18 protein-coding genes are annotated in these 20725 nt (G+C 71.7%); 15 read left to right on the top strand and 3 right to left on the bottom strand.

The window, feature by feature from the left end; genetic code table 11:
• The first annotated feature begins 135 nt into the window (after positions 1 to 135).
• From SSPS47_RS11625 to SSPS47_RS11585, 9 genes are all read left to right on the top strand, one after another.
• On the top strand, positions 136 to 1542 hold the full coding sequence (locus SSPS47_RS11625; RefSeq protein ID WP_164250805.1) for a nitrate/nitrite transporter: 1407 nt from the start codon (positions 136 to 138) through the stop codon (positions 1540 to 1542).
• A gap of 115 nt (positions 1543 to 1657) precedes the next feature.
• Positions 1658 to 2800: a uroporphyrinogen-III synthase gene (locus tag SSPS47_RS11620; protein ID WP_164250804.1), complete on the top strand. Its 1143-nt coding sequence runs from the start codon at positions 1658 to 1660 to the stop codon at positions 2798 to 2800.
• Between the two features lie 79 nt (positions 2801 to 2879).
• Entirely contained in the window at positions 2880 to 3407 is a 528-nt protein-coding gene (locus tag SSPS47_RS11615) for a GNAT family protein (protein ID WP_164250802.1), read from the top strand.
• Positions 3408 to 3568: 161 nt separating this feature from the next.
• Positions 3569 to 4171, top strand: coding sequence for a CGNR zinc finger domain-containing protein (locus tag SSPS47_RS11610; RefSeq protein ID WP_164250800.1), 603 nt, complete (start codon positions 3569 to 3571; stop codon positions 4169 to 4171).
• A gap of 561 nt (positions 4172 to 4732) precedes the next feature.
• Complete coding sequence (locus SSPS47_RS11605; protein ID WP_239064858.1) at positions 4733 to 5365, top strand: sigma-70 family RNA polymerase sigma factor; 633 nt, start codon at positions 4733 to 4735, stop codon at positions 5363 to 5365.
• Positions 5362 to 6246 carry a zf-HC2 domain-containing protein gene (locus SSPS47_RS11600; RefSeq protein ID WP_164250798.1) on the top strand — a complete coding sequence of 295 codons (885 nt, stop codon included), beginning with the start codon at positions 5362 to 5364 and terminating at the stop codon, positions 6244 to 6246. Before SSPS47_RS11605 ends, SSPS47_RS11600 begins: the two co-directional genes overlap by 4 nt.
• Before the next feature lie 61 nt (positions 6247 to 6307).
• A complete protein-coding gene (locus tag SSPS47_RS11595) occupies positions 6308 to 8884 on the top strand; it encodes a UvrD-helicase domain-containing protein (RefSeq protein ID WP_164250796.1) in 2577 nt (858 codons plus the stop codon).
• 393 nt (positions 8885 to 9277) lie between these two features.
• Positions 9278 to 10711 (top strand): NAD-dependent malic enzyme, encoded by a 1434-nt coding sequence (locus tag SSPS47_RS11590; protein WP_147875536.1) that lies wholly within the window; start codon positions 9278 to 9280, stop codon positions 10709 to 10711.
• 270 nt (positions 10712 to 10981) lie between these two features.
• The gene (locus SSPS47_RS11585) at positions 10982 to 11263 is read left to right on the top strand and encodes an HU family DNA-binding protein (protein WP_003954777.1); all 282 of its coding nucleotides are present in this window, start codon (positions 10982 to 10984) and stop codon (positions 11261 to 11263) included.
• 71 nt (positions 11264 to 11334) lie between these two features.
• On the opposite strand, the gene murA is transcribed toward SSPS47_RS11585, so the two are convergent.
• On the bottom strand, positions 11335 to 12675 hold the full coding sequence (murA, locus tag SSPS47_RS11580; RefSeq protein WP_147875535.1) for a UDP-N-acetylglucosamine 1-carboxyvinyltransferase: 1341 nt from the start codon (positions 12673 to 12675) through the stop codon (positions 11335 to 11337).
• Positions 12676 to 12960: 285 nt separating this feature from the next.
• Here murA and SSPS47_RS11575 point away from each other — a divergent pair, with 285 nt between their 5' ends.
• Entirely contained in the window at positions 12961 to 13521 is a 561-nt protein-coding gene (locus SSPS47_RS11575; protein WP_078077097.1) for a YqgE/AlgH family protein, read from the top strand.
• On the opposite strand, the gene SSPS47_RS11570 is transcribed toward SSPS47_RS11575, so the two are convergent.
• Both SSPS47_RS11570 and SSPS47_RS11565 read right to left on the bottom strand, forming a co-directional pair.
• Positions 13494 to 14264, bottom strand: a complete 771-nt coding sequence (locus SSPS47_RS11570) for a response regulator transcription factor (protein WP_164250794.1) — start codon at positions 14262 to 14264, stop codon at positions 13494 to 13496. The genes SSPS47_RS11575 and SSPS47_RS11570 overlap by 28 nt on opposite strands.
• Positions 14261 to 15553, bottom strand: coding sequence for a histidine kinase (locus SSPS47_RS11565; RefSeq protein WP_164250792.1), 1293 nt, complete (start codon positions 15551 to 15553; stop codon positions 14261 to 14263). The genes SSPS47_RS11570 and SSPS47_RS11565 overlap by 4 nt, the downstream gene beginning before the upstream one ends.
• 113 nt (positions 15554 to 15666) lie before the next feature.
• On the opposite strand from SSPS47_RS11565, the gene SSPS47_RS11560 reads away from it, so the two are divergent.
• From SSPS47_RS11560 to SSPS47_RS11540, 5 genes are all read left to right on the top strand, one after another.
• On the top strand, positions 15667 to 16383 hold the full coding sequence (locus tag SSPS47_RS11560; RefSeq protein ID WP_164250789.1) for an ATP-binding cassette domain-containing protein: 717 nt from the start codon (positions 15667 to 15669) through the stop codon (positions 16381 to 16383).
• Positions 16380 to 17180, top strand: a complete 801-nt coding sequence (locus tag SSPS47_RS11555; protein WP_164250781.1) for an ABC transporter permease — start codon at positions 16380 to 16382, stop codon at positions 17178 to 17180. The genes SSPS47_RS11560 and SSPS47_RS11555 overlap by 4 nt, the downstream gene beginning before the upstream one ends.
• A gap of 80 nt (positions 17181 to 17260) precedes the next feature.
• On the top strand, positions 17261 to 17563 hold the full coding sequence (locus SSPS47_RS11550) for a DUF3039 domain-containing protein (protein WP_031231446.1): 303 nt from the start codon (positions 17261 to 17263) through the stop codon (positions 17561 to 17563).
• A 263-nt stretch (positions 17564 to 17826) separates the two neighbouring features.
• Positions 17827 to 19473 (top strand): beta-N-acetylhexosaminidase, encoded by a 1647-nt coding sequence (locus tag SSPS47_RS11545; RefSeq protein ID WP_164250779.1) that lies wholly within the window; start codon positions 17827 to 17829, stop codon positions 19471 to 19473.
• Positions 19474 to 19781: 308 nt separating this feature from the next.
• The gene (locus SSPS47_RS11540; RefSeq protein WP_147875531.1) at positions 19782 to 20678 is read left to right on the top strand and encodes an FAD binding domain-containing protein; all 897 of its coding nucleotides are present in this window, start codon (positions 19782 to 19784) and stop codon (positions 20676 to 20678) included.
• Positions 20679 to 20725: the final 47 nt, after the last annotated feature.

The raw sequence follows: 20725 nt of genomic DNA, 5'->3' as shown, positions 1-20725 counted from the left end.
CCGGCGGCCGGTCTCACAGTCGCGCCCACCACCGGGTGAGACCAAGGTTGCGCGCCGGTCATCTCGCGGCATCCCGGTGAAACGCGCCGTCCCTACCCTCAGAGGTCACCGAACCGCACCGTCAGTGGAGGCGCGATGACTGGCCCGACGACCACCGATCCGGCACCCGGCGCCGGACGGGGACGATGGATCGAGCACTGGGATCCGGAGGACACCGACTTCTGGGAGCGGACGGGGCGCCGGACCGCCAGGCGCAATCTGCTCTTCTCCGTGCTCTCCGAGCACATCGGGTTCTCCATCTGGACCCTCTGGTCCGTGATGGTCCTGTTCATGGGGCCCGAGTACGGGATCGACCCGGCCGGGAAGTTCTTCCTCATCGGCATGGCCACCTTCGTCGGCGCCCTCGTGCGGGTCCCCTACACCTTCGCCGTCGCCCGCTTCGGCGGCCGCAACTGGACCGTCGTCAGCGCCCTGCTGCTGCTCCTGCCGACCGGCGCCGCCTACGCGGTGATGGAGCCGGGGACCTCGTACACCACCTTCATGGCCGTCGCCGCGCTCACCGGGCTCGGCGGCGGCAACTTCGCCTCGTCCATGACCAACATCAACTCCTTCTTCCCGCTGCGCGAGAAGGGCTGGGCGCTCGGCCTCAACGCGGGCGGCGGGAACATCGGCGTGCCGGTCGTGCAGCTCGTCGGGCTGCTGGTGATCGGGACGGCGGGCGCCACGCACCCCCGGATCGTGCTCGCCGTCTACCTCCCGCTGATCGTCGCCGCCGCCGTCTGCGCCGCGCTGTTCATGGACAACCTGGCGCCGGTGAAGAACGACACCGGGGCGGCGAAGGAGGCCGTACGCGACCGGCACACCTGGATCATGGCGGTGCTCTACATCGGGACGTTCGGCTCCTTCATCGGCTACAGCTTCGCCTTCGGCCTGGTGCTCCAGACCCAGTTCGGGCGCACGCCCCTGGAGGCCGCATCGCTGACTTTCGCCGGTCCGCTGCTCGGCTCGCTGATACGGCCCGTCGGCGGCAGGCTCGCCGACCGGCACGGCGGCGCCCGCATCACGCTGTGGAACTTCGGGGGGATGGCGGCGGCCACCGTCGTGGTGATCTTCGCCTCGGTGACCGAGTCGCTGCCCGTGTTCCTCGTCGGCTTCACCGCGCTCTTCCTGCTCAGCGGCCTCGGCAACGGCTCGACGTACAAGATGATCCCCGGCATTTTCCAGATGAAGGCCCTGGCCAGGGGGAGGACGGGGGAGGACGCCGCCCGGTACGGGCGCCGGCTCTCCGGCGCCTCCATGGGGCTGATCGGGGCCGTCGGCGCACTCGGCGGGCTGGGGGTCAATCTCGCCTTCCGGCAGTCCTTCCAGCAGGAGGCGGGCACGGGCACCGCCGCGTTCGTCGCCTTCCTCGGCTTCTACGCCGTGTGCTCGGCGCTCACCTGGGCGGTATACCTTCGGAAGCAGGCGGCCCGACCGGCGACGGAGGCGGAGACGGGGGCCGGCGCCGATGTGAGCCACCGGCTCGACTACGCAGAGGTATGAGCCGGGCTCCGTGCGGGGCCCGGCGCCGGGCGCGGGCGGGCTCCGCGGGGCCGGCTCCGTGAAGCGCCCGGCTCCGCCACCGGAGCCGTACGGACGAGAGAGCGGGACGAGGACCATGTCCGATCAGCAGCAGCACGGCCCACTCGCCGGATTCACGGTCGGGGTCACCGCCGCCCGGCGCGCCGAGGAACTGGGGGCGCTGCTCATGCGGCGCGGCGCCGCCGTCATGCACGCTCCCGCCCTGCGCATCGTGCCGGTCTCCGACGACGCCGAACTCCTCGCGGCCACCAAGGAGTTGGTCGGCAACCCGCCCCATGTGGTGATCGCGACGACGGCGATCGGCTTCCGCGGCTGGGTCGAGGCGGCCGACGGCTGGGGCCACGGCCAGGAACTGCTCGACTGTCTGCGTGGCACCGAACTGCTGGCGCGCGGGCCGAAGGTGAAGGGCGCGATCCGCGCCGCCGGGCTGACCGAGGAGTGGTCGCCGGACTCCGAGTCCATGGCGGAGGTGCTGGACCGGCTGCTGACCGAGGGCGTCGAGGGCCGCCGTGTCGCGCTCCAGCTGCACGGGGAGCCGCTGCCGGGCTTCGTGGAGGCGCTGCGGGCCGGGGGCGCCGATGTCGTCGTCGTACCCGTCTACCGCTGGATGCCGCCCGAGGACATAGCTCCCGTCGACCGGCTCATCGACGCGACCGTCGCGCGCTCCCTGGACGCCGTCACCTTCACCAGCGCGCCCGCCGCCGCCTCGCTGCTCTCCCGGGCCGGTGAGCGCGGTCTGCTGGCCGATCTGGTCGATGCCCTGCACCACGACGTGCTCGCCGTCTGCGTGGGCCCCGTCACCGCCCTGCCGCTCCAGGAGCACGGCATCGACACCGTCCAGCCCGAACGCTTCCGCCTCGGCCCGCTCGTCCAGGTGCTCTGTCTCGAACTCCCCGGCCGCACCCGCACGTTGACGGTCGCGGGCCGCCGTTTCGAGATCCGCGGTCACGCGGTGCTGCTGGACGGCGAGCTGAGGCCCGTACCGCCCGCCGGGATGGCTCTGGTGACCGCGCTCGCGAGACGGCCCGGCTGGGTGGTCTCGCGCGCCGACCTGCTGCGGGCCCTGCCCGGGGCGGGCAGCGACGAGCACGCGGTGGAGACGGCCATGGCCAGGCTCCGTGCGGCGCTCGGCGCCTCGGAACTGATCCAGACGGTCGTCAAGCGCGGTTACCGGCTGGCGCTGGACCCGGCGGCGGGTACGAAGTACGGGGGCGCCTGAACAGTGCGAAGTGACCGTCCGTCGATCACGGTGGGCTTTTGGGTACCCGAACCGGAACCGGGGCGTCTATTTTCATCGGATGGTCAACGACTCCCTTTTGTTCCGGCCCGCGCGAGCGGAAGACGCCGGCCCTCTTGCCGAAGCACTTCTGCGCAACAGGGACCACATGGGCCCGTGGTCCCCGTACCGCACCGCCGACTACTTCACCCCGGAGGCACAGGCCCATCTGCTGGCCGACCCCTCCGCCCTGCGCTGGCACTTCGTCGACGGGCGGCGCGTGGTGGGTCAGGCCAGGCTCTCGACCATCGTCCTCGGGCCGTTCCGCAGCGCCGGCCTCGGCTACTGGATCGACGCCGAGTACACCGGGCGCGGACTGGCCACCCGCGCGGTCGAAGAGGTCGGCAGGGCCGCGCTGGAGGACCTGGGACTGCACCGCATCGAGGCGAGCACCATGCCGTCCAACACCGGCTCGCTGCGCGTCGTGCGCAAATGCGGGTTCGAACTCATCGGGACGGCGCCGCGTTATCTGCACATCGACGGCGCGTGGCGCGACCGCGAGCTGTTCCAGCGGATCCTGCACGACGGTCCGCCGAACACCGCGCCGTAAGACGGTAAGAGGGTGTTCCCGGCGTCCGGGTTCCGCGTGCGGCCGGTGCATTCGTGGTGCGCGGTTCAAGTGAGTGGTCCCCCGAGGGGTTCCCGGCGCGTTCCGGGGCATGCACTCTGGGAAGAACGCGGCAGGACGGTGACCGAGGCGGTGACAGGCACATGACTACGGGCGTGGGCTCGTACGAGTGGCGATTCGACTCCGGGCGCCTGTGCCTGGACTTGGTGGCCACCGGGGAACCGGCCCCGAAGGGCTTCGACGAACAGCCACGGACCGACGGCGCCGGACTGCTCGGCCGCTGGCTCACCGGCTCCGGTCTGGTGCCGGCGGGTACCCCGCTGACCGGCGTCGACACCGCCTGGGTCCGGCGTTTCGCGGAACTGCGCGACTGTGTCGGTCAGTTGGTGCGCGCGGAGATCGACGGGCGGTACGCGGCGGCCGCGCTGGAGCGCGTCAACACCATTGCCGCCGGAGCCCCGCCCGGCATCAGGGCCGTACGCGAACCGGGCGGCGCACTTGTCCGGGCGCTGAGCGACGAGCCCGAATGCGGCGCGCTGCTCGCGGCCGTGGCCAGGGACACCGTGGACCTGCTGACCGACCCCGTCGCCCGTGCGCGCCTGAGGCAGTGCGAGGGCGACAGCTGCCGCCGGGTGTATCTGGACACCTCGCGCGGGCGCCGTCGGCGATGGTGCTCCAGCGAGGTGTGCGGCAACAGGGAGCGGGTCGCCAGACACCGCCGCCGAGCGGCGGTCACCCGCGCCTGACCCCCGCGGGGCGCCGTCCCCACGCGGGGCGGTTGCCCACACCGGGCACGATCCCCACGCCGCGCCGTTCCCCGTGCCGGGTGGTTTCCCGCGCCGGGCGGTTCTCCGCGGCCGGTGGCTTCCGGCGGGCCGACCGCGCTCCGGTCCGGGCGGTTGCCCACGCGTCGCGCCGTTCCCGCGCCGCGTGGCTTCCCGCTCTCCGTGCCGGGCGGTTCCTCGTATCGGCCGCGACGCCCACGCGGGGCGGTTTCCCGAGCGGGGCGACTCCCCGCGCCGGGCCGCTCTCCGTGCCGGGCGCGACGCCCGCGCGGGGTGGTTTCCCACGCGGGGTGGCTCTCCGCGTCGCGCCGTTCCCCGTGCCGGGCGGCTCCCGGCGGGTCGGCCGCGCTCCGTGCCCGGCGGCTTCCGGCGCGCCGGGCGCGATGCCCCCGCGGGGCGGCTCCTCCGCCCGCCGACCCCCCCCGCCCCGCGGATCCGCCCTCCCCGCCCCCGTAAAAGATCTTGAAAGATTTCCGCTGCTCCGTTGAGTACATCTCCCCACCGGTCCGTAAGTCACCAGTGATGGGAACAAGCAGCCATCTCAAGGTCTCGACCCGGGAGGTTCAGGTGCGCAAGGATGCGGCCGTGGCCGAAGACCGACCTCACCGGGCCCGGCACCGGAGCGAGGCACAGCGCACCAACATCTCCGTTCCCGACGAGGAGTTGATGCGCGCGCTCTACCGGGAACACGCGGGACCCCTGCTCGCCTACGTCCTGCGCCTCGTCGCGGGCGACCGCCAACGGGCCGAGGATGTCGTACAGGAGACGCTCATCCGTGCCTGGAAGAACGCCGGTCAGCTCAACCGGGCGACCGGTTCTGTCCGACCCTGGCTGGTGACGGTCGCCCGACGCATCGTCATCGACGGTCACCGCAGCCGGCAGGCCCGGCCGCAGGAGGTCGACCCGTCGCCGCTGGAGGTCATGCCCGCGGAGGACGAGATCGACAAGGCGTTGTGGCTTATGACGCTCTCTGATGCCCTCGATGATTTGACCCCCGCCCACCGGGAAGTTCTGGTGGAGACGTACTTCAAGGGACGCACGGTCAACGAGGCCGCCGAGACGCTCGGCATACCCAGTGGGACCGTGCGGTCGCGTGTGTTCTACGCACTGCGTTCCATGAAGCTCGCGCTGGAGGAAAGGGGGGTCTCGGCATGACCACGTACGAGCAGTCCGGGCAGGGCGACGGCACGACCGCGCACGACGCGGCGGCGGCGTACGCGCTCGGCATCCTGGACGAAGCCGACGCCACCGCCTTCGAGGCGCACCTGGCGGGCTGCCACATCTGCGCGCTCCATCTGGAGGAGTTCGCCGGGATGGAGCCGATGCTGGCCATGCTGGCGGACAATCCCGACCCGTTCGGGCAGTCGTCACCCTTCGGCCGGTCCGACCCCTTCGCCCAGCCTGCCGCGTCCGGCGTCCCCGCCTCCCCGTTCGGGCGCGCCGCCACGCCCGCGCCGCCACCGGCGCCCGCGGTCACCGTGCAGCCCAGCCCTCGGCTCCTCGACCGGCTCGTCGACGAGGTCGCGGTCAAGCGCGCCAAGCGCAGGCGCCGCTCGATGTATCTGGTCGCCGCCGCGGCGGCGCTGGTCATCGGCGGACCCGCCGTCGCGGTCGTCGCCACCTCCGCCGACGGTGGCACGAGCAACCAGGCCGCCGACCCGCACCCCACCAGTCCCGCCGAGGACGCCTTCATGGAGCACATGCCGGAGAAGGTCAGGGCGACGGACCCGGTCACCAAGGTCAGCGCGACCGTGGGCATGGAACGCAAGGGCTGGGGGACACACGCGGCTCTGGAGCTGAAGAACGTCAAGGGCCCGCTCAAGTGCAGCCTCATCGCGGTGTCCAAGACCGGCGAGGAGGAGATCGTCACCTCGTGGGCCGTGCCGAAGTGGGGTTACGGCCTCCCGGACAGCACGCACGACGTGGCGAAGAACCCGCTCTACGTGCACGGCGGCTCCGCCATGGACCTGGGCGACATCGACCACTTCGAGGTCCGGACATTCGACGGCAAACGTCTGGTGGAGGTCGAGGCCTGACATACCCGCCCCCTTCGCGTACGGTTGACGGCTGCCCAGTGCACGTCAGAAGGGGGCCTCGGTGGCCGCGCAGGATGCCGCTGTTGAATCCGCTGGATCGGTTGTCGATCCCGTACGCGACAAGGGAAACGACGCCATAAGCCACCCCGCCCGCCCGACGGGGAACTCCGCGGGCGCCGACTCCGTGCGCGACCGCGAGATCGCTGTCGAGCAAGAACATCTCGACCTGGTCTACCGCCGCCTCGAAGAGAAGATCGACGAGGCGGAATTCCTGATGAACGACGCCGCCAAACGCGGCCAGGTCGGCACACCCGGCGCGCTCGCCGAACGCGACGCCCAGGTGTTCCGGGCCGGGATCCACCTCAACCGGCTCAACAACGAATTCGAGGACTTCCTCTTCGGACGGGTCGACCTGCTGCCCGGCAAGGACGGCAAGAAGGGCCCCGACGGCGCGTACACCTCCGTCGAGCCCGCCGACGACGCCGTACGCGACGACGACACCGCCGACATCGCCGAGACGCTGCACATCGGCCGCATCGGGGTCCTCGACTCCGACTACTCGCCGCTGGTCATCGACTGGCGCGCGCCGGCCGCCGCGCCCTTCTACCGCTCGACACCCGTCGACCCCGGCCGTGTCGTACGGCGCCGGGTCATCCGCTCCAAGGGCCGCAAGGTCCTCGGCGTCGAGGACGACCTGATGCGCCCGGAGCTGACCGCCACACTGAACGGCGCCACGCTCCCCGTCATCGGCGACGGCGCGCTGATGGCCGCCCTCGGCCAGGCCCGCAGCCACACCATGCGCGACATCGTCTCCTCCATCCAGGCCGAACAGGACCTGGTGATCCGCGCGCCCGCCGCCTCCGTCACCGAGGTGTCCGGCGGCCCCGGCACCGGCAAGACCGCCGTCGCGCTGCACCGCGCCGCCTATCTGCTGTACCAGGACAGACGGCGGTACGCGGGCGGCATCCTCGTCGTCTCACCGACCCCGCTGCTCGTCGCCTACACCGAAGGCGTGCTGCCGTCGCTGGGCGAGGAGGGACAGGTCGCGATCCGCGCGGTCGGATCCCTCGTGGACGGCGCGGAGGCCACCGCGTACGACGAGCCCGCCGTCTCCCGCGTCAAGGGCTCGGCGCGCATGCTGAAGGTGCTGCGCAAGGCGGCACGCGGAGCCCTGGAGGGGGACAGGACACCCAACGGCGGCCGTGGCGGACGCGGCGCCCGTACGGCGGGACAGCCCGCCGGGCGCTCCAGCGGCCAGCTCGCCTTCGGGGACGAGGACCCGGGCGCGGCACGGGTCGACAGCGGCGGCAACAGCGCCACCGGCGCCCCGCCCGGGACATCCGGGCGCCCCGCCACACCCACCCGGCTGCGGGTCGTCGCCTTCGGCCGCCGGCTGGAGCTGGAATCCGACGAGCTGCACCGCATCAGACAGTCCGTCCTCGGCGGCACCGCACCCGTCAACCTGCTGCGTCCGCGTGCCCGCAAGCTGCTCCTCGACGCGCTGTGGGCGAAGTCCGGCGCCGCGTCGCGGGCCGGGGACCACATCGCGAAGGGCGACGCGGAACTGGCCGCCGAACTGCGCGGCGGCTTCGACGACGACGTGACGTCCGAGGACAGCTTCACCGAGTTCCTGGACGCCTGGTGGCCCGAACTCACCCCGCGCGGTGTGCTGGCCGCGATGGCCGACGAGCGCCGCCTCGGCCGCTGGGCCCGACGGATCCTCAACCCGAACGAGACCAGGAAGGTCGCCCGCTCGCTGCGGCGCGCCGGCCCCGACGGCACCGGGCCGCTGTCGGTGCACGACGTGGCGATGCTCGACGAGCTGGAGCAACTGCTCGGCACCCCCTCCCGCCCGCGCAAGCGCCGCGAGCTGGACCCGCTGGACCAGCTGACCGGGCTCGAAGAGCTGATGCCGCAGCGCGAGGAGTCGCAGCGGGAGCGCGCGGAGCGGCTGGCCGCCGAGCGCACCGAGTACGCGCACGTCATCGTCGACGAGGCGCAGGACCTCACCCCGATGCAGTGGCGGATGGTCGGCCGCCGTGGCCGGCACGCCACCTGGACCGTGGTCGGCGACGCCGCCCAGTCGTCCTGGTCCGACCCGGACGAGGCCGCGGAGGCCCGCGACGAGGCCCTGGGCAACCGCCCCCGCCGCCACTTCACCCTCACGGTCAACTACCGCAACCCGGCCGAGATCGCGGCGCTCGCCGCCAAGGTGCTCGCGCTCGCGATGCCGGGCATGGAGTCCCCGGCCGCCGTCCGCTCCACGGGCGTCGAGCCGCGCTTCAGCGCCGTCCGGGACGGCGATCTGGCCGGGGTCGTACGGGAGGAGGCCCGGCGGCTCCTGGACCGCGTGGACGGCACGATCGGCGTGGTCGTCGCGATGAACCGCCGGGAGCAGGCCGCGCGCTGGCTTGCGGGGCTCGGCGACCGGGTCGTGGCGCTCGGCAGCCTGGAGGCGAAGGGGCTGGAGTACGACGCCACGGTGGTCGTCTCACCGGCGGAGATCGCCGACGAGTCACCGGCCGGACTGCGGGTGCTGTACGTGGCCCTCACCCGTGCCACGCAGCAGCTCACGGTCGTCTCGGCGGGCCGCGACGACCCCGACGCGCAGGGGGTTCCCGACCTCCTCAGGGAGTGATCCGCACGCCGTCCGGGGACCGGCCGTGAAGTCAACTCGCGTGCGGGAATCACTTTCCGGGGTGGTTTGTTAGCCTGGTGTTGGCACCGGCCCGATCCAAGCCCCCGGGCCCAACCTTCGTCGCTTCGAGCGACCACTTGCCGCGAGGCGAGCATGGCGGGTCGGTGCCATCCTTTTCTTCTTAGTGTTCACGGGGATTCCCCGGAACAGGTCTTCACACCAGCGGGTCCGCGCCACAAACTGGCGCGGACCCGCTCGTGCTTGCCGCTTTTCCCGGTTTCCACCCCCGTTACCGCCTACCAGCAGGTAGGTGCGACCATCGGACGGTCCCGCCGGACGCCAGGCGCGAGGCGGTGCGGCAAGCGAAGCCAGGGAAAGCAGAGGAACACGGTCATGGCAACGGCGCCAAGCGTCTCGTACTCGATGACGGTCCGACTGGAAGTGCCCGCGAGCGGTACGGCGGTGTCCCAGCTGACCACGGCCGTGGAGTCCTCCGGCGGCTCGGTGACCGGCCTGGACGTCACCGCGTCCGGCCACGAGAAGCTGCGGATCGACGTCACGATCGCCGCCAGCTCCACCAGCCACGCGGACGAGATCGTCGAGGAACTGCGGGGCATCGAGGGCGTCACCCTCGGCAAGGTCTCCGACCGTACGTTCCTGATGCACCTCGGCGGCAAGATCGAGATGCAGTCCAAGCACCCCATCCGCAACCGTGACGACCTCTCCATGGTCTACACCCCGGGTGTGGCGCGGGTCTGCATGGCGATCGCGGAGAACCCCGAGGACGCCCGTCGGCTCACCATCAAGCGCAACTCCGTCGCGGTCGTCACCGACGGCTCCGCGGTGCTGGGCCTCGGCAACATCGGCCCGATGGCCGCGCTGCCCGTCATGGAGGGCAAGGCCGCCCTCTTCAAGCGGTTCGCGGGGATCGATGCCTGGCCGATCTGCCTGGACACCCAGGACACCGACGAGATCGTCGCCATCGTCAAGGCGATCGCCCCCGGCTTCGCGGGCATCAACCTGGAGGACATCTCCGCCCCCCGCTGCTTCGAGATCGAGGCGCGGCTGCGCGAGGCCCTGGACATCCCGGTCTTCCACGACGACCAGCACGGCACGGCCATCGTGGTGCTCGCCGCGCTGACCAACGCCCTGCGCGTGGTCGGCAAGGCGATCGGTGACGTGAGGGTCGTCATGTCCGGCGCCGGTGCGGCCGGTACAGCGATTCTCAAACTTCTCATCGCGGCCGGTGTCAAGCACACCGTCGTCGCCGACATCCACGGAGTGGTGCACGCCGGGCGCGCCGACCTGGTGTCCGCGGCGGCCGAGTCACCCCTGCGCTGGATCGCCGACAACACCAACCCGGAGGGTGTCACGGGCACCCTCAAGGAGGCCGTCGTCGACGCCGACGTGTTCATCGGCGTGTCGGCCCCGAACGTACTGGGCGGCGAGGACGTCGCGGCCATGGCGGACGGCGCGATCGTCTTCGCGCTGGCCAACCCCGACCCCGAGGTCGACCCGGCAATCGCCCGCGAGACAGCGGCAGTTGTGGCCACGGGCCGCTCCGACTTCCCCAACCAGATCAACAACGTCCTGGTCTTCCCCGGCGTCTTCCGCGGCCTCCTCGACGCGCAGTCACGCGCCGTCAACACGGACATGATGCTCGCCGCCGCCGCGGCCCTCGCCGACGTTGTCACGGGTGACGAACTCAACCCGAACTACATCGTCCCCTCGGTCTTCAACGACAAGGTCGCGGGCGCCGTCGCGGGGGCCGTAAGGTCCGCCGCCAAGGCCGCGGGTGACGTTGTGACAGGCGCCACGTCCGTCTGACGCCCGGCGCGTCGCGATTAGCGGCACCGTGCACCCACCTCTAGGGTGGCGGACCATGAGCCCGCTGCTCCAAGGGGGTTTCAGGGCCCGGATTCGCTTTCCCGCCGCTGGTGGGGGCAGGATGCTTTCTCAAGGACTATGTCCAGGGGATACCCCACTGGGGCGCGAAGACCTGAAGGACAGACCCGGTCACAGGGACTGTCAGAGGGTCCTGGCAGCATCGGCTTCGATCTCACGCCTCACACGCAAGAAGAACACGGGAGTAACAAAATGAACCGCAGTGAGCTGGTGGCCGCCCTGGCCGACCGCGCCGAGGTGACTCGCAAGGATGCCGACGCCGTGCTGGCCGCCCTCGCCGAGACCGTTGGCGAGATCGTCGCCAAGGGCGACGAGAAGGTCACCATCCCCGGCTTCCTGACCTTCGAGCGCACCCACCGTGCCGCTCGCACCGCTCGTAACCCGCAGACCGGCGACCCGATCCAGATCCCGGCCGGCTACAGCGTGAAGGTCTCCGCGGGCTCCAAGCTCAAGGAAGCCGCCAAGGGCAAGTAACACCCTCAGGCAGAGCACAAGGGCGGTCACCCCGGTCGGGGGGACCGCCCTTGTCACATGAGGGCCAGGCGTCAGACCAGTGAGCGGCCCGGCAGTTCGACCTTCGCGCCCAGCTCGACCAGCTTCTCCATGAAGTTCTCGTAGCCGCGGTTGATCAGGTCGATGCCGTGCACCCGGGAGGTGCCCTGCGCCGCCAGCGCCGCGATCAGATACGAGAAGCCGCCGCGCAGGTCGGGGATGACCAGATCGGCGCCCTGGAGCTTCGTGGGCCCCGATACGACGGCCGAGTGCAGGAAGTTGCGCTGGCCGAACCGGCAGTCCGAGCCGCCCAGGCACTCCCGGTACAACTGGATGTGCGCGCCCATCTGGTTGAGCGCCGAGGTGAAGCCGAGCCGCGACTCGTACACCGTCTCGTGGACGATGGACAGGCCAGCGGCCTGCGTCAGCGCCACCACCAGCGGCTGCTGCCAGTCGGTCTGGAAACCGGGGTGTACGTCGGTCTCCAGGGCGATCGCGTTCAGCGGGCCGCCCGGGTGCCAGAAGCGGATGCCCTTGTCGTCGATCTCGAACGCGCCGCCCACCCTGCGGAAGGTGTTCAGGAACGTCATCATCGACCGCTGCTGGGCCCCGCGCACATAGATGTTGCCTTCGGTCGCCAGCGCGGCCGACGCCCAGGAGGCGGCCTCCAGACGGTCCGGTAGGGCACGGTGGTTGTAGCCGCCGAGCTTGTCGACACCGGTGATGCGGATCGTCCGGTCGGTGTCCATGGAGATGATCGCGCCCATCTTCTGGAGCACGCAGATCAGGTCCTCGATCTCCGGTTCCACGGCGGCGTTCGACAACTCGGTGACGCCCTCGGCCAGGACGGCCGTCAGCAGCACCTGCTCCGTCGAGCCGACCGAGGGGTACGGCAGCCGGATCTTCGTGCCGCGCAGCCGCTGCGGGGCCTCCAGATACTGCCCGTCCGCCCGCTTCTCGATCGTCGCGCCGAACTGGCGCAGCACCTCGAAGTGGAAGTCGATGGGCCGGCCGCCGATGTCGCAGCCGCCGAGGCCCGGGATGAACGCGTGGCCGAGGCGGTGCAGCAGCGGGCCGCAGAACAGGATCGGGATGCGTGACGAGCCCGCGTGGGCGTCGATGTCGGCGACGTTGGCGCTCTCGACGTGCGACGGGTCGAGGATCAGTTCGCCCGGCTCCTCGCCGGGGCGGACGGTCACACCGTGCAGTTGGAGCAGCCCCCTGACCACCCGTACGTCACGGATGTCGGGCACGTTGCGCAGTCTGCTGGGCCCGCTGCCGAGCAGGGCGGCGACCATGGCCTTCGGCACCAGGTTCTTCGCGCCGCGGACGCGGATCTCGCCCTCCAGCGGGGTTCCGCCGTGGACAAGCATTACATCGTCTGTGCCGGTCATGAATCTCGCGTTCCGGGAGTCGTCGGACAGGGGGCCAAAGCAAAAGGGTAAGGGGCTCGGGCCCCTCTCCCGTAAGGCATCGGACGTCCTGAAGCCGTAGGGAAGGTGACGGAACACTTTCTGTTCGGCGTCCGTTGCGATGAGTCACCTTTCAGGTGGTGTCCACTTCGGTCCCGGTTACGGCGCGTCCTCGCGCGCCCCGTGCCGCCGTGCGCCTGAGCTGCTATCACGCCCACTCTGCCGCGCGGGCCCCAACGAAGGCCAATGTGCGGGATCATGTGTCGCATGACCGAGGTGTCCTCGCTCACAGGGCGGCTGCTCGTCGCGACTCCGGCCCTGGCGGATCCGAACTTCGACCGCGCGGTGGTGCTCCTGCTCGACCACGACGAGGAGGGCTCGCTCGGCGTGGTTCTCAACCGGCCCACCCCGGTGGACGTCGGGGACATCCTGGAGTCCTGGGGCGACCTCGCCGGGGATCCCGGCGTCGTCTTCCAGGGCGGTCCGGTCTCCCTCGACTCGGCGCTCGGCCTCGCCGTCATCCCCGGCGACGAGGGGCCGCTCGGCTGGCGGCGGGTGCACGGCGCGATCGGCCTCGTCGATCTGGAGACACCGCCCGAACTGCTCGCGCGGGCGCTCGGCTCGCTGCGGATCTTCGCCGGATACGCGGGCTGGGGGCCGGGCCAGCTGGAGAACGAACTGACCGAAGGCGCCTGGTACGTGGTCGAGTCGGAGCCCGGCGACGTGTCGTCCCCGCGCCCCGAGAGCCTGTGGCGCGCGGTGCTGCGCCGACAGCGCAGCGAACTCGCCATGGTCGCGACCTATCCGGACGACCCCTCGCTCAACTGACGTGCCGCGCGGGCGCCTTCGTCGGGCTGACGGCTGCCTGGCGCCGAGATCCCGGCGGTGACCAGGCCGGTCTCGTACGCCACGATCACCAGCTGCGCCCGGTCCCGCGCCCCGAACTTGGTGAGCAGATGGCTCACATGGGTCTTCACCGTCGACAGACCGACGAACAGCCGCTGGGCGATCTCGGTGTTCGTCAGGCCCCGCGCGACCAGCTCCAGCACGTCGCGCTCCCGGTCGGTGACCCCGGCGAGCCCCGCGCTGTCGCGCCGTACCGGGCCGGGTCTGCGGGCGAACTCGGCGATCAGCCTGCGCGTGACCGCCGGGGCGATCAGCGCCTCACCGGCCGCCACCACCCGGATCGCGGCGAGCAGTTCGGCGGGCGGGGCGTCTTTGAGGAGGAAGCCGCCGGCGCCCGCGCGCAGCGCGCCGTACACGTACTCGTCCAGGTCGAACATGGTCAGGATCAGTACGTGCGGACCGCCGCCCGGCGCTCGTTCGGCAGGCCCCGCGTTCGGTGAGGTCTTCGGTGGAGCGCAGATCAGACGCGTCGCCTCGATCCCGTCCACGCCCGGCATGCGCACATCCATCAGCACCACGTCGGGGCGTGTGGCGGCGGTCAGCCGTACCGCCTCCGCCCCGTCCGCCGCCTCTCCGACGGCCACCATCCCCGGCTCGGCGTCCACGAGCAGCCGCAGACTCCCGCGCAGCAGAGCCTGGTCGTCGGCGACCAGCACACGGATCACCGGGCGGCCTCCACGCGCGCGTCGGCGGGCGGCTCGGCGTACGGCAGGGTCGCCCGTACCGCGAAACCGCCGGTGTCCCGGGGACCGGCAGTGAACGTGCCGCCGTACAGGGCGACGCGCTCGCGCATGCCCACCAGGCCGTGGCCCTCGGGGCGCCGGGTCTCGCGCCGATGCCGTTCGACGGGCACGCCGGTCTCGAAGGGCCACCCGTCGTCCACGACCTCGACGTGGATCACACCGTCGGCGGCAGTGACCCGCACCCGGCAGGGCGCCGCGGGGCCCGCGTGCCGCAGCACGTTCGTCAGCGCCTCCTGAACGATCCGGTGGACGGCCAGCCCCACACCCTCAGGCAGCCCGTCGAGCCCCTCGGCGGTCAGCTCCGCGCCCGCGCGGCGGGCCAGTTCGGGCAGGGCGCCGGGTCCCGGGGCCGGGCCGAGCGCGGCCGGCAGACGCTCGCCGGTGGTGTCGGAGCGCAGCACACCGAGCATGTGCCGCATCTCGGTGAGCGCCCCCCGGCCGGTGGCCTCGATGATCCGCAGCGCGTCGTGCGCCTCCTCGGGCCGGGTCCGAACGACATGGTTGGCCACACTCGCCTTGACCACGATCAGGCCCATCGAGTGCGTGACCACGTCGTGCAGCTCCCTGGCGATCCGCAGCCGCTCCTCGGTGACGGCGCGCTGGGCCATCTGCTGCCCCGTCCGCAGCACCAGGGCGCGCCGCTCCCGTACGACCCGGCCCAGCTCCCCGGCGGCCAGCAGCGCGGCGAAACCGAGCAGCAGTTGGCCGGGGCCCGTCGACCACCAGTACGTGTCCGCCAAGTCCGACGGCGCGAACAGAGCGGCGACGGACAGCAGGAGGATCGCCAGACCGGGCAGCCGGCGCTCCCACCAGCGGCGGCCCTCGCGCGTCACCGTGACCGTGTAGAGCGCGAACGCGGCCGGCAGGAACGGGTCCCAGAGGGCTTCGCAGACCACGGCGACGGCGGACACCCCGCTCACCCAGCAGAAGACCGGCAGCGGGGCGAGGCGGCGCAGCGCCACCGGGAGCGTCGCGGCGGCCATCAGCGACGACTGGAGCCAGAGCGGCACCTCCTGGTCGCCGACCGTCGTCCCGCTCGCCCCTCCCGGCACGGTGGCGTCGGGGCTGCCGGTGGCGGTGAGCAGCAGGGCGTACACGAGAACGATGAGCGCGTCTCGCCCCACAACGGCACGCTCGGCCACGAGGCCACGCCCGAGGAGTGCGGGGACGCGGCGCCCGAACACCGCTCGTGCGCGGCTGTCGACGCTCATGCTCCGACCGTAGAGGTGGCGGGCGTCCACCGCCTCCCTCCCGAGAGGGAGAGGGCGCCGCTCCGCCCCCGGCCCGATGCGCGGACGGCGGCGCGGGCGGGAGCGTACGGCGCATGATCGAAGTGTCTGACCTGACCAAGCGTTACGGCTCGACGACCGCCGTGGACGCGCTGTCCTTCGCGGTCGCACCGGGCCGCGTCACGGGCTTCCTCGGCCCCAACGGCGCCGGTAAATCCACCACGCTGCGCATGCTGCTGGCCCTCGACCGCCCGACCCGGGGGCGCGCCCTGATCAACGGGCGTCCTTACGGACGGCTGCGCGATCCGCTGCGTACGGTGGGCGCGCTGCTCGAAGCCTCCTGCGTGCACGGCGGGCGGACCGCCCGCGCCCATCTGCGCTGTCTCGCCAGGACCAATCGCATTCCGGACAGCCGTGTGGACGAGGCGATCGGCATGACCGGGCTCGACGGTGTCGCGGGCCGCCGTGTGAAGACGTTCTCGCTGGGCATGAGGCAGCGGCTCGGGATCGCCGCCGCGCTGCTCGGCGACCCGGGCGTGCTGCTGCTGGACGAGCCGGTCAACGGGCTCGACCCCGAGGGCATTGTCTGGATCCGCACCCTGATGCGGGAGCTGGCCGCCGAGGGGCGGACGGTCCTGGTCTCCTCGCACCTGATGAGCGAGGCGGCGCTGACCGTCGACCACGTCGTGGTGATCGGGCACGGCAGACTCCTCGCGGAGGGCGCTGTGGACGAGATCGTCCGTACGCACGCGGGTCCGGCCGGCTCACTCGAAGAGGCTTTCATGCGGCTGACGTCGGGCGGTGTGCGATGAGCGCGGTACGCGGCGGGTCCGGCCGCCGTCCGGCGGGTCACTTCCTGGCCGTCCTGTCCGCCGAGGGGCTCAAGCTCCGTACGCTCCGTTCCACTTGGTGGAACCTGGCCGCCGTCGTGGGCCTCTCGGTCGGCATCGGGTATCTCTACGGCTCGGTGATCAAGGGCAATTACGACGACTTCGGGGCCAAGCCCGAGTTTGACGCGGTCGGCTTCGGCTTCGCCGGCACAAATGTCGCGCAGCTCGCGCTCGTCTGCTTCGGGGTGCTCGCGGTGGGCGCCGAGTATTCGTCCGGGACGGTCCGGGCCTCGCTCACCGCCGTACCGCGCCGGGGCGTGTTCGGCGCGGCGAAGCTCACCGCCGTCGCCGTGACGGCCTTCGCGGTGACCCTGCCCACCGCCTTCGTGACCTTCGCCGTCGCGCAGACGGCGATGGGGGAGCGGCAGAACGCCTCGCTCGGCGACCCGGGCTCGCTGCGCGCGGTCGTCGGGCTCGCCGTCTACCTGACGCTGCTGTGTCTGATTTCCGCCGGTGTCGCGATGATGCTCCGCAGCACGGTCCTGGCGCTCGGCATCCTCGTCCCGCTGTTCTTCATCGTCTCGGACATTCTCGCGAGCCTGCCCGGCGTCGGGGCCGTCGCGCGGTATCTGCCCAATGTCGCCGGGGCCCGGATCCTGCGGGTCGTCCCCGACGACCGGATCGACGTGGGCGCCTGGGGCGGCCTCGCGGTGCTGCTGCTGTGGACGGCCGCGGCGCTCTGCGGGGGGCTCGTCACGCTGCGTCGACGCGACGCGTGAGCGGGTGGTCGCGGAGCGCGGGACACCCCTTCGGGCCCGGGGCCTTCAGGATGGCGCGAGGGTGGGTACCCTTGGCGGTTATGAGCACTCTTGAGCCCGAGCGCGGGGCAGGTACGGGCACCCTCGTGGAGCCGACACCGAAGGTGTCGCACGGCGACGGCGACCACGAGCGCTTCGCCCATTACGTCCAGAAGGACAAGATCATGGCGAGTGCCCTCGACGGCACTCCGGTGGTGGCACTCTGCGGGAAGGTCTGGGTCCCGGGGCGCGACCCCAAGAAGTACCCGGTCTGTCCGATGTGCAAGGAGATCTACGAGTCCATGGGCCCCGGCGGGGACAAGGACAAGGGCGGCAAGGACAAGAGCGGCAAGGGCAAGAGCTAGAACCGGCTCTTCTTCCGGTAGCCCGGCAGGTTCGACCGCCCCGGGGTGCGTTCCATCGCGCCCCGGGGCGGTTCGCGTTCGCGGGGGCACGGGCGGGGTAGGCGGGGGTACACGGGCGGATGGCGGGTACACGTGTGCCTGGTCACCGATTGGTCGAGACCACTTGTCCGTTCGTCAGGGCCGGGCCTAGTGTCCAGCCCGGACGTTCAACGACCCATTGACTCCGGCATATGCCAGCCGAACGAGGACTGAGGACTGACGAGATGGACCTGATCCCGGCGCCTGTCAGTGTCGAAGGCCCGCAGAGCGGTGGCTTCGTCCCCGACTCGGCCACCACGCTCTGGGCGGCGCCCGGGACCGAGGGCACCGAGCGCTGGCTGCGCACCACTCTCGGGGCGGCCCTGGGGCTCCCGCTCGCCCCCGGCCCGCCCGGCGGCAGCAACGCGGTGTCGCTGCGGATCGACGAGTCCATGGCCCCCGAGGCGTACCGGCTGGACATCACCGCCGAGTGGGGCGCGGAGATCCACGGCGGCAGCGCGGCCGGTGTCTTCTGGGGCGCCCAGACGCTCCGTCAGCTCCTCGGCCCCAAGGCGTTCCGCCGCGCGCCCCTGTCCCCCGGCGTACGGCAGGAGATCCCCCGTCAGGTCATCGAGGACAGCCCCCGCTTCGGCTGGCGCGGCGTCATGCTCGACGTGTCACGGCACTTCATGCCCAAGGACGGCGTCCTGCGCTTCCTGGACCTGATGGCCGCGCACAAGCTCAACGTCTTCCACTTCCACCTCACGGACGACCAGGGCTGGCGCGTCCAGATCAAGCGGTACCCGAAGCTGACCGAGGTCGGCGCGTGGCGGTCGCGGACCAAGTACGGCCACCGGTTCTCGGACATCTGGGACGAGAAGCCGCACGGCGGTTTCTACACCCAGGACGACATCCGCGAGATCGTCGCGTACGCCGCCGAGCGGCACATCTCCGTCGTCCCCGAGATCGACGTCCCGGGCCACTCGCAGGCAGCCATCTCCGCCTATCCCGAGCTGGGCAACACGGACGTCGTCGACACCTCGGCGCTGGAGGTCTGGGACACCTGGGGCGTCAACCCGAACGTGCTCGCGCCCTCCGACAGCACCCTGCGTTTCTTCGAGGGCGTCTTCGAGGAGTTGCTCGACCTCTTCCCGGCCGCCACCTCGCCGTTCATCCACATCGGCGGCGACGAGTGCCCCAAGGACCAGTGGAAGCGCTCGCCCGCCGCCCAGGAGCGGATCCGTGAACTCGGCCTGGCCGACGAGGACGAGCTCCAGTCCTGGTTCATCCGGCACTTCGACGGCTGGCTCTCCGCGCGCGGCCGGCGCCTCATCGGCTGGGACGAGATCCTGGAGGGCGGTCTGGCGCCGGGCGCCGCCGTCTCCTCCTGGCGCGGATACGCCGGCGGGATCGCGGCCGCCAAGGCCGGCCACGACGTCGTCATGTGCCCCGAGCAGCAGGTCTACCTGGACCACCGGCAGGCGGCGGGCGCGGACGAGCCGATGCCCATCGGATACGTCCGCACGCTGGAGGACGTCTACCGCTTCGAGCCCGTGCCGCCGGAGCTGACCGGCGCCGACGCCGCCCATGTCCTGGGCACCCAGGCCAATGTGTGGACCGAGGTGATGCAGGACCGTTCCCGTGTCGACTACCAGCTCTTCCCGAGACTCTGCGCGTTCGCCGAGGTCGCCTGGTCCGCCCTGCCCGCGTCCGCGGACCGTGACTTCACGGATTTCGAACGGCGAATGACCGTGCACTACAAGCGCCTTGACGCGCTCGGGGTCGATTACCGGCCGCCCGGCGGCCCGTTGCCCTGGCAGCGGCGCCCGGCGCCGAACGGGGACTCCGCGAGTCTCGGACGCCCGATCGAGGGACCGCCCCCGAACGTGTGAGCCCGCGCCGGCGCGCGTGCCCCGCGCGCGTCGGTCTGAGACCGTGAACCCGGTGAATCGCGAGCCCCCCGACGGGGGTTGTCCGTACTCTTAAGTCGTACATGGGTGCCGAAGAATGGCATTCCGTATGTGTCGGTCAAGAGGCGCGAAAGCGGATCTTCCCCTCGTTCAGGGGCGGATACCCCCTTCGTGGACCCTCGGACCGGTAGGCGCGGAAGATGTGCCAGAGTTGCCTCGTCCGCCCTGTGAGCACGTACGGTACGGCCAACACAGGCGGACAGCCGGGACACCGGGAAGGGGCAGCTGGGTTGACCACGCACGCACCGCAGACCGCGCAGTCGGTGACGTTGCCGGTCTCGCTCGACGAGGCCGTGGCGGCACTGAGCGCCATGCCTGCCGCCGTGCCCGTCGCGGGTGGCACCGATCTGATGGCCGCCGTCAACAAGGGCCTGCTCAGGCCGGCCGGCCTGGTCGGACTCGGCCGGATCAGCGAACTGCGCGGCTGGCACTACCAGGACGGACACGCCCTGCTGGGCACCGGACTCACCCACGCGCGCATGGGACGGCCCGACTTCGCCGCCCTCATCCCCGCGCTCGCCGCGTCCTCGCGCGCCGCGGGCCCGCCCCAGATCCGCAACGCGGGCACGCTCGGCGGCAACATCGCCACCGCGGCCCCCACCGGCGACTCACTGCCCGTCCTGGCGGCCCTGGAGGCGGACCTCGTCGTCGCGGGCCCCGACGGCGCGCGCCGTGAGATCCCCGTCTCCCATCTGCTGGCGGGCCGCGAGATGCTGGCGCCCGCCGAACTCATCGGCTTCGTCCGCGTACCGCTGCTGCACGCCCCGCAGGTCTACCTCAAGGCGACCGGCCGCACCGGCCCCGGCCGGGCCACCGCGTCCGTCGCCGTCGTGCTCGACCCGGCGCGCCGGGGCGTGCGCTGCGCGGTCGGCGCGATCGCGCCGATGCCGCTGCGCCCGATGGAGGCCGAGCGCTGGATCGCCTCGCTGATCGACTGGGACGCGGACAGGGGGCTGGCGCCCGAGGCGCTGGCGGCCTTCGGGGAGTACGTCGCCGCGGCCTGTATCCCCGACCCGGTCCCGGAGGCGGACGGGAGCGAGCCGCCCGCCCTGCCGCCCGCCGTACTGCACCTGAGGCGTACCGTCGCCACGCTGGCTCGACGAGCACTGGGGAGGGCGCTGCCGTGACCACCGACGAGAACGAGAACTCCGGGAATCCGGAGGGGGGTCCGCAG

Source organism: Streptomyces sp. S4.7 (assembly GCF_010384365.1).
Taxonomy (GTDB): domain Bacteria; phylum Actinomycetota; class Actinomycetes; order Streptomycetales; family Streptomycetaceae; genus Streptomyces.
Note: the sequence above shows the minus strand (reverse complement) of the source record. Positions and strands in the feature narration are given on the sequence as shown.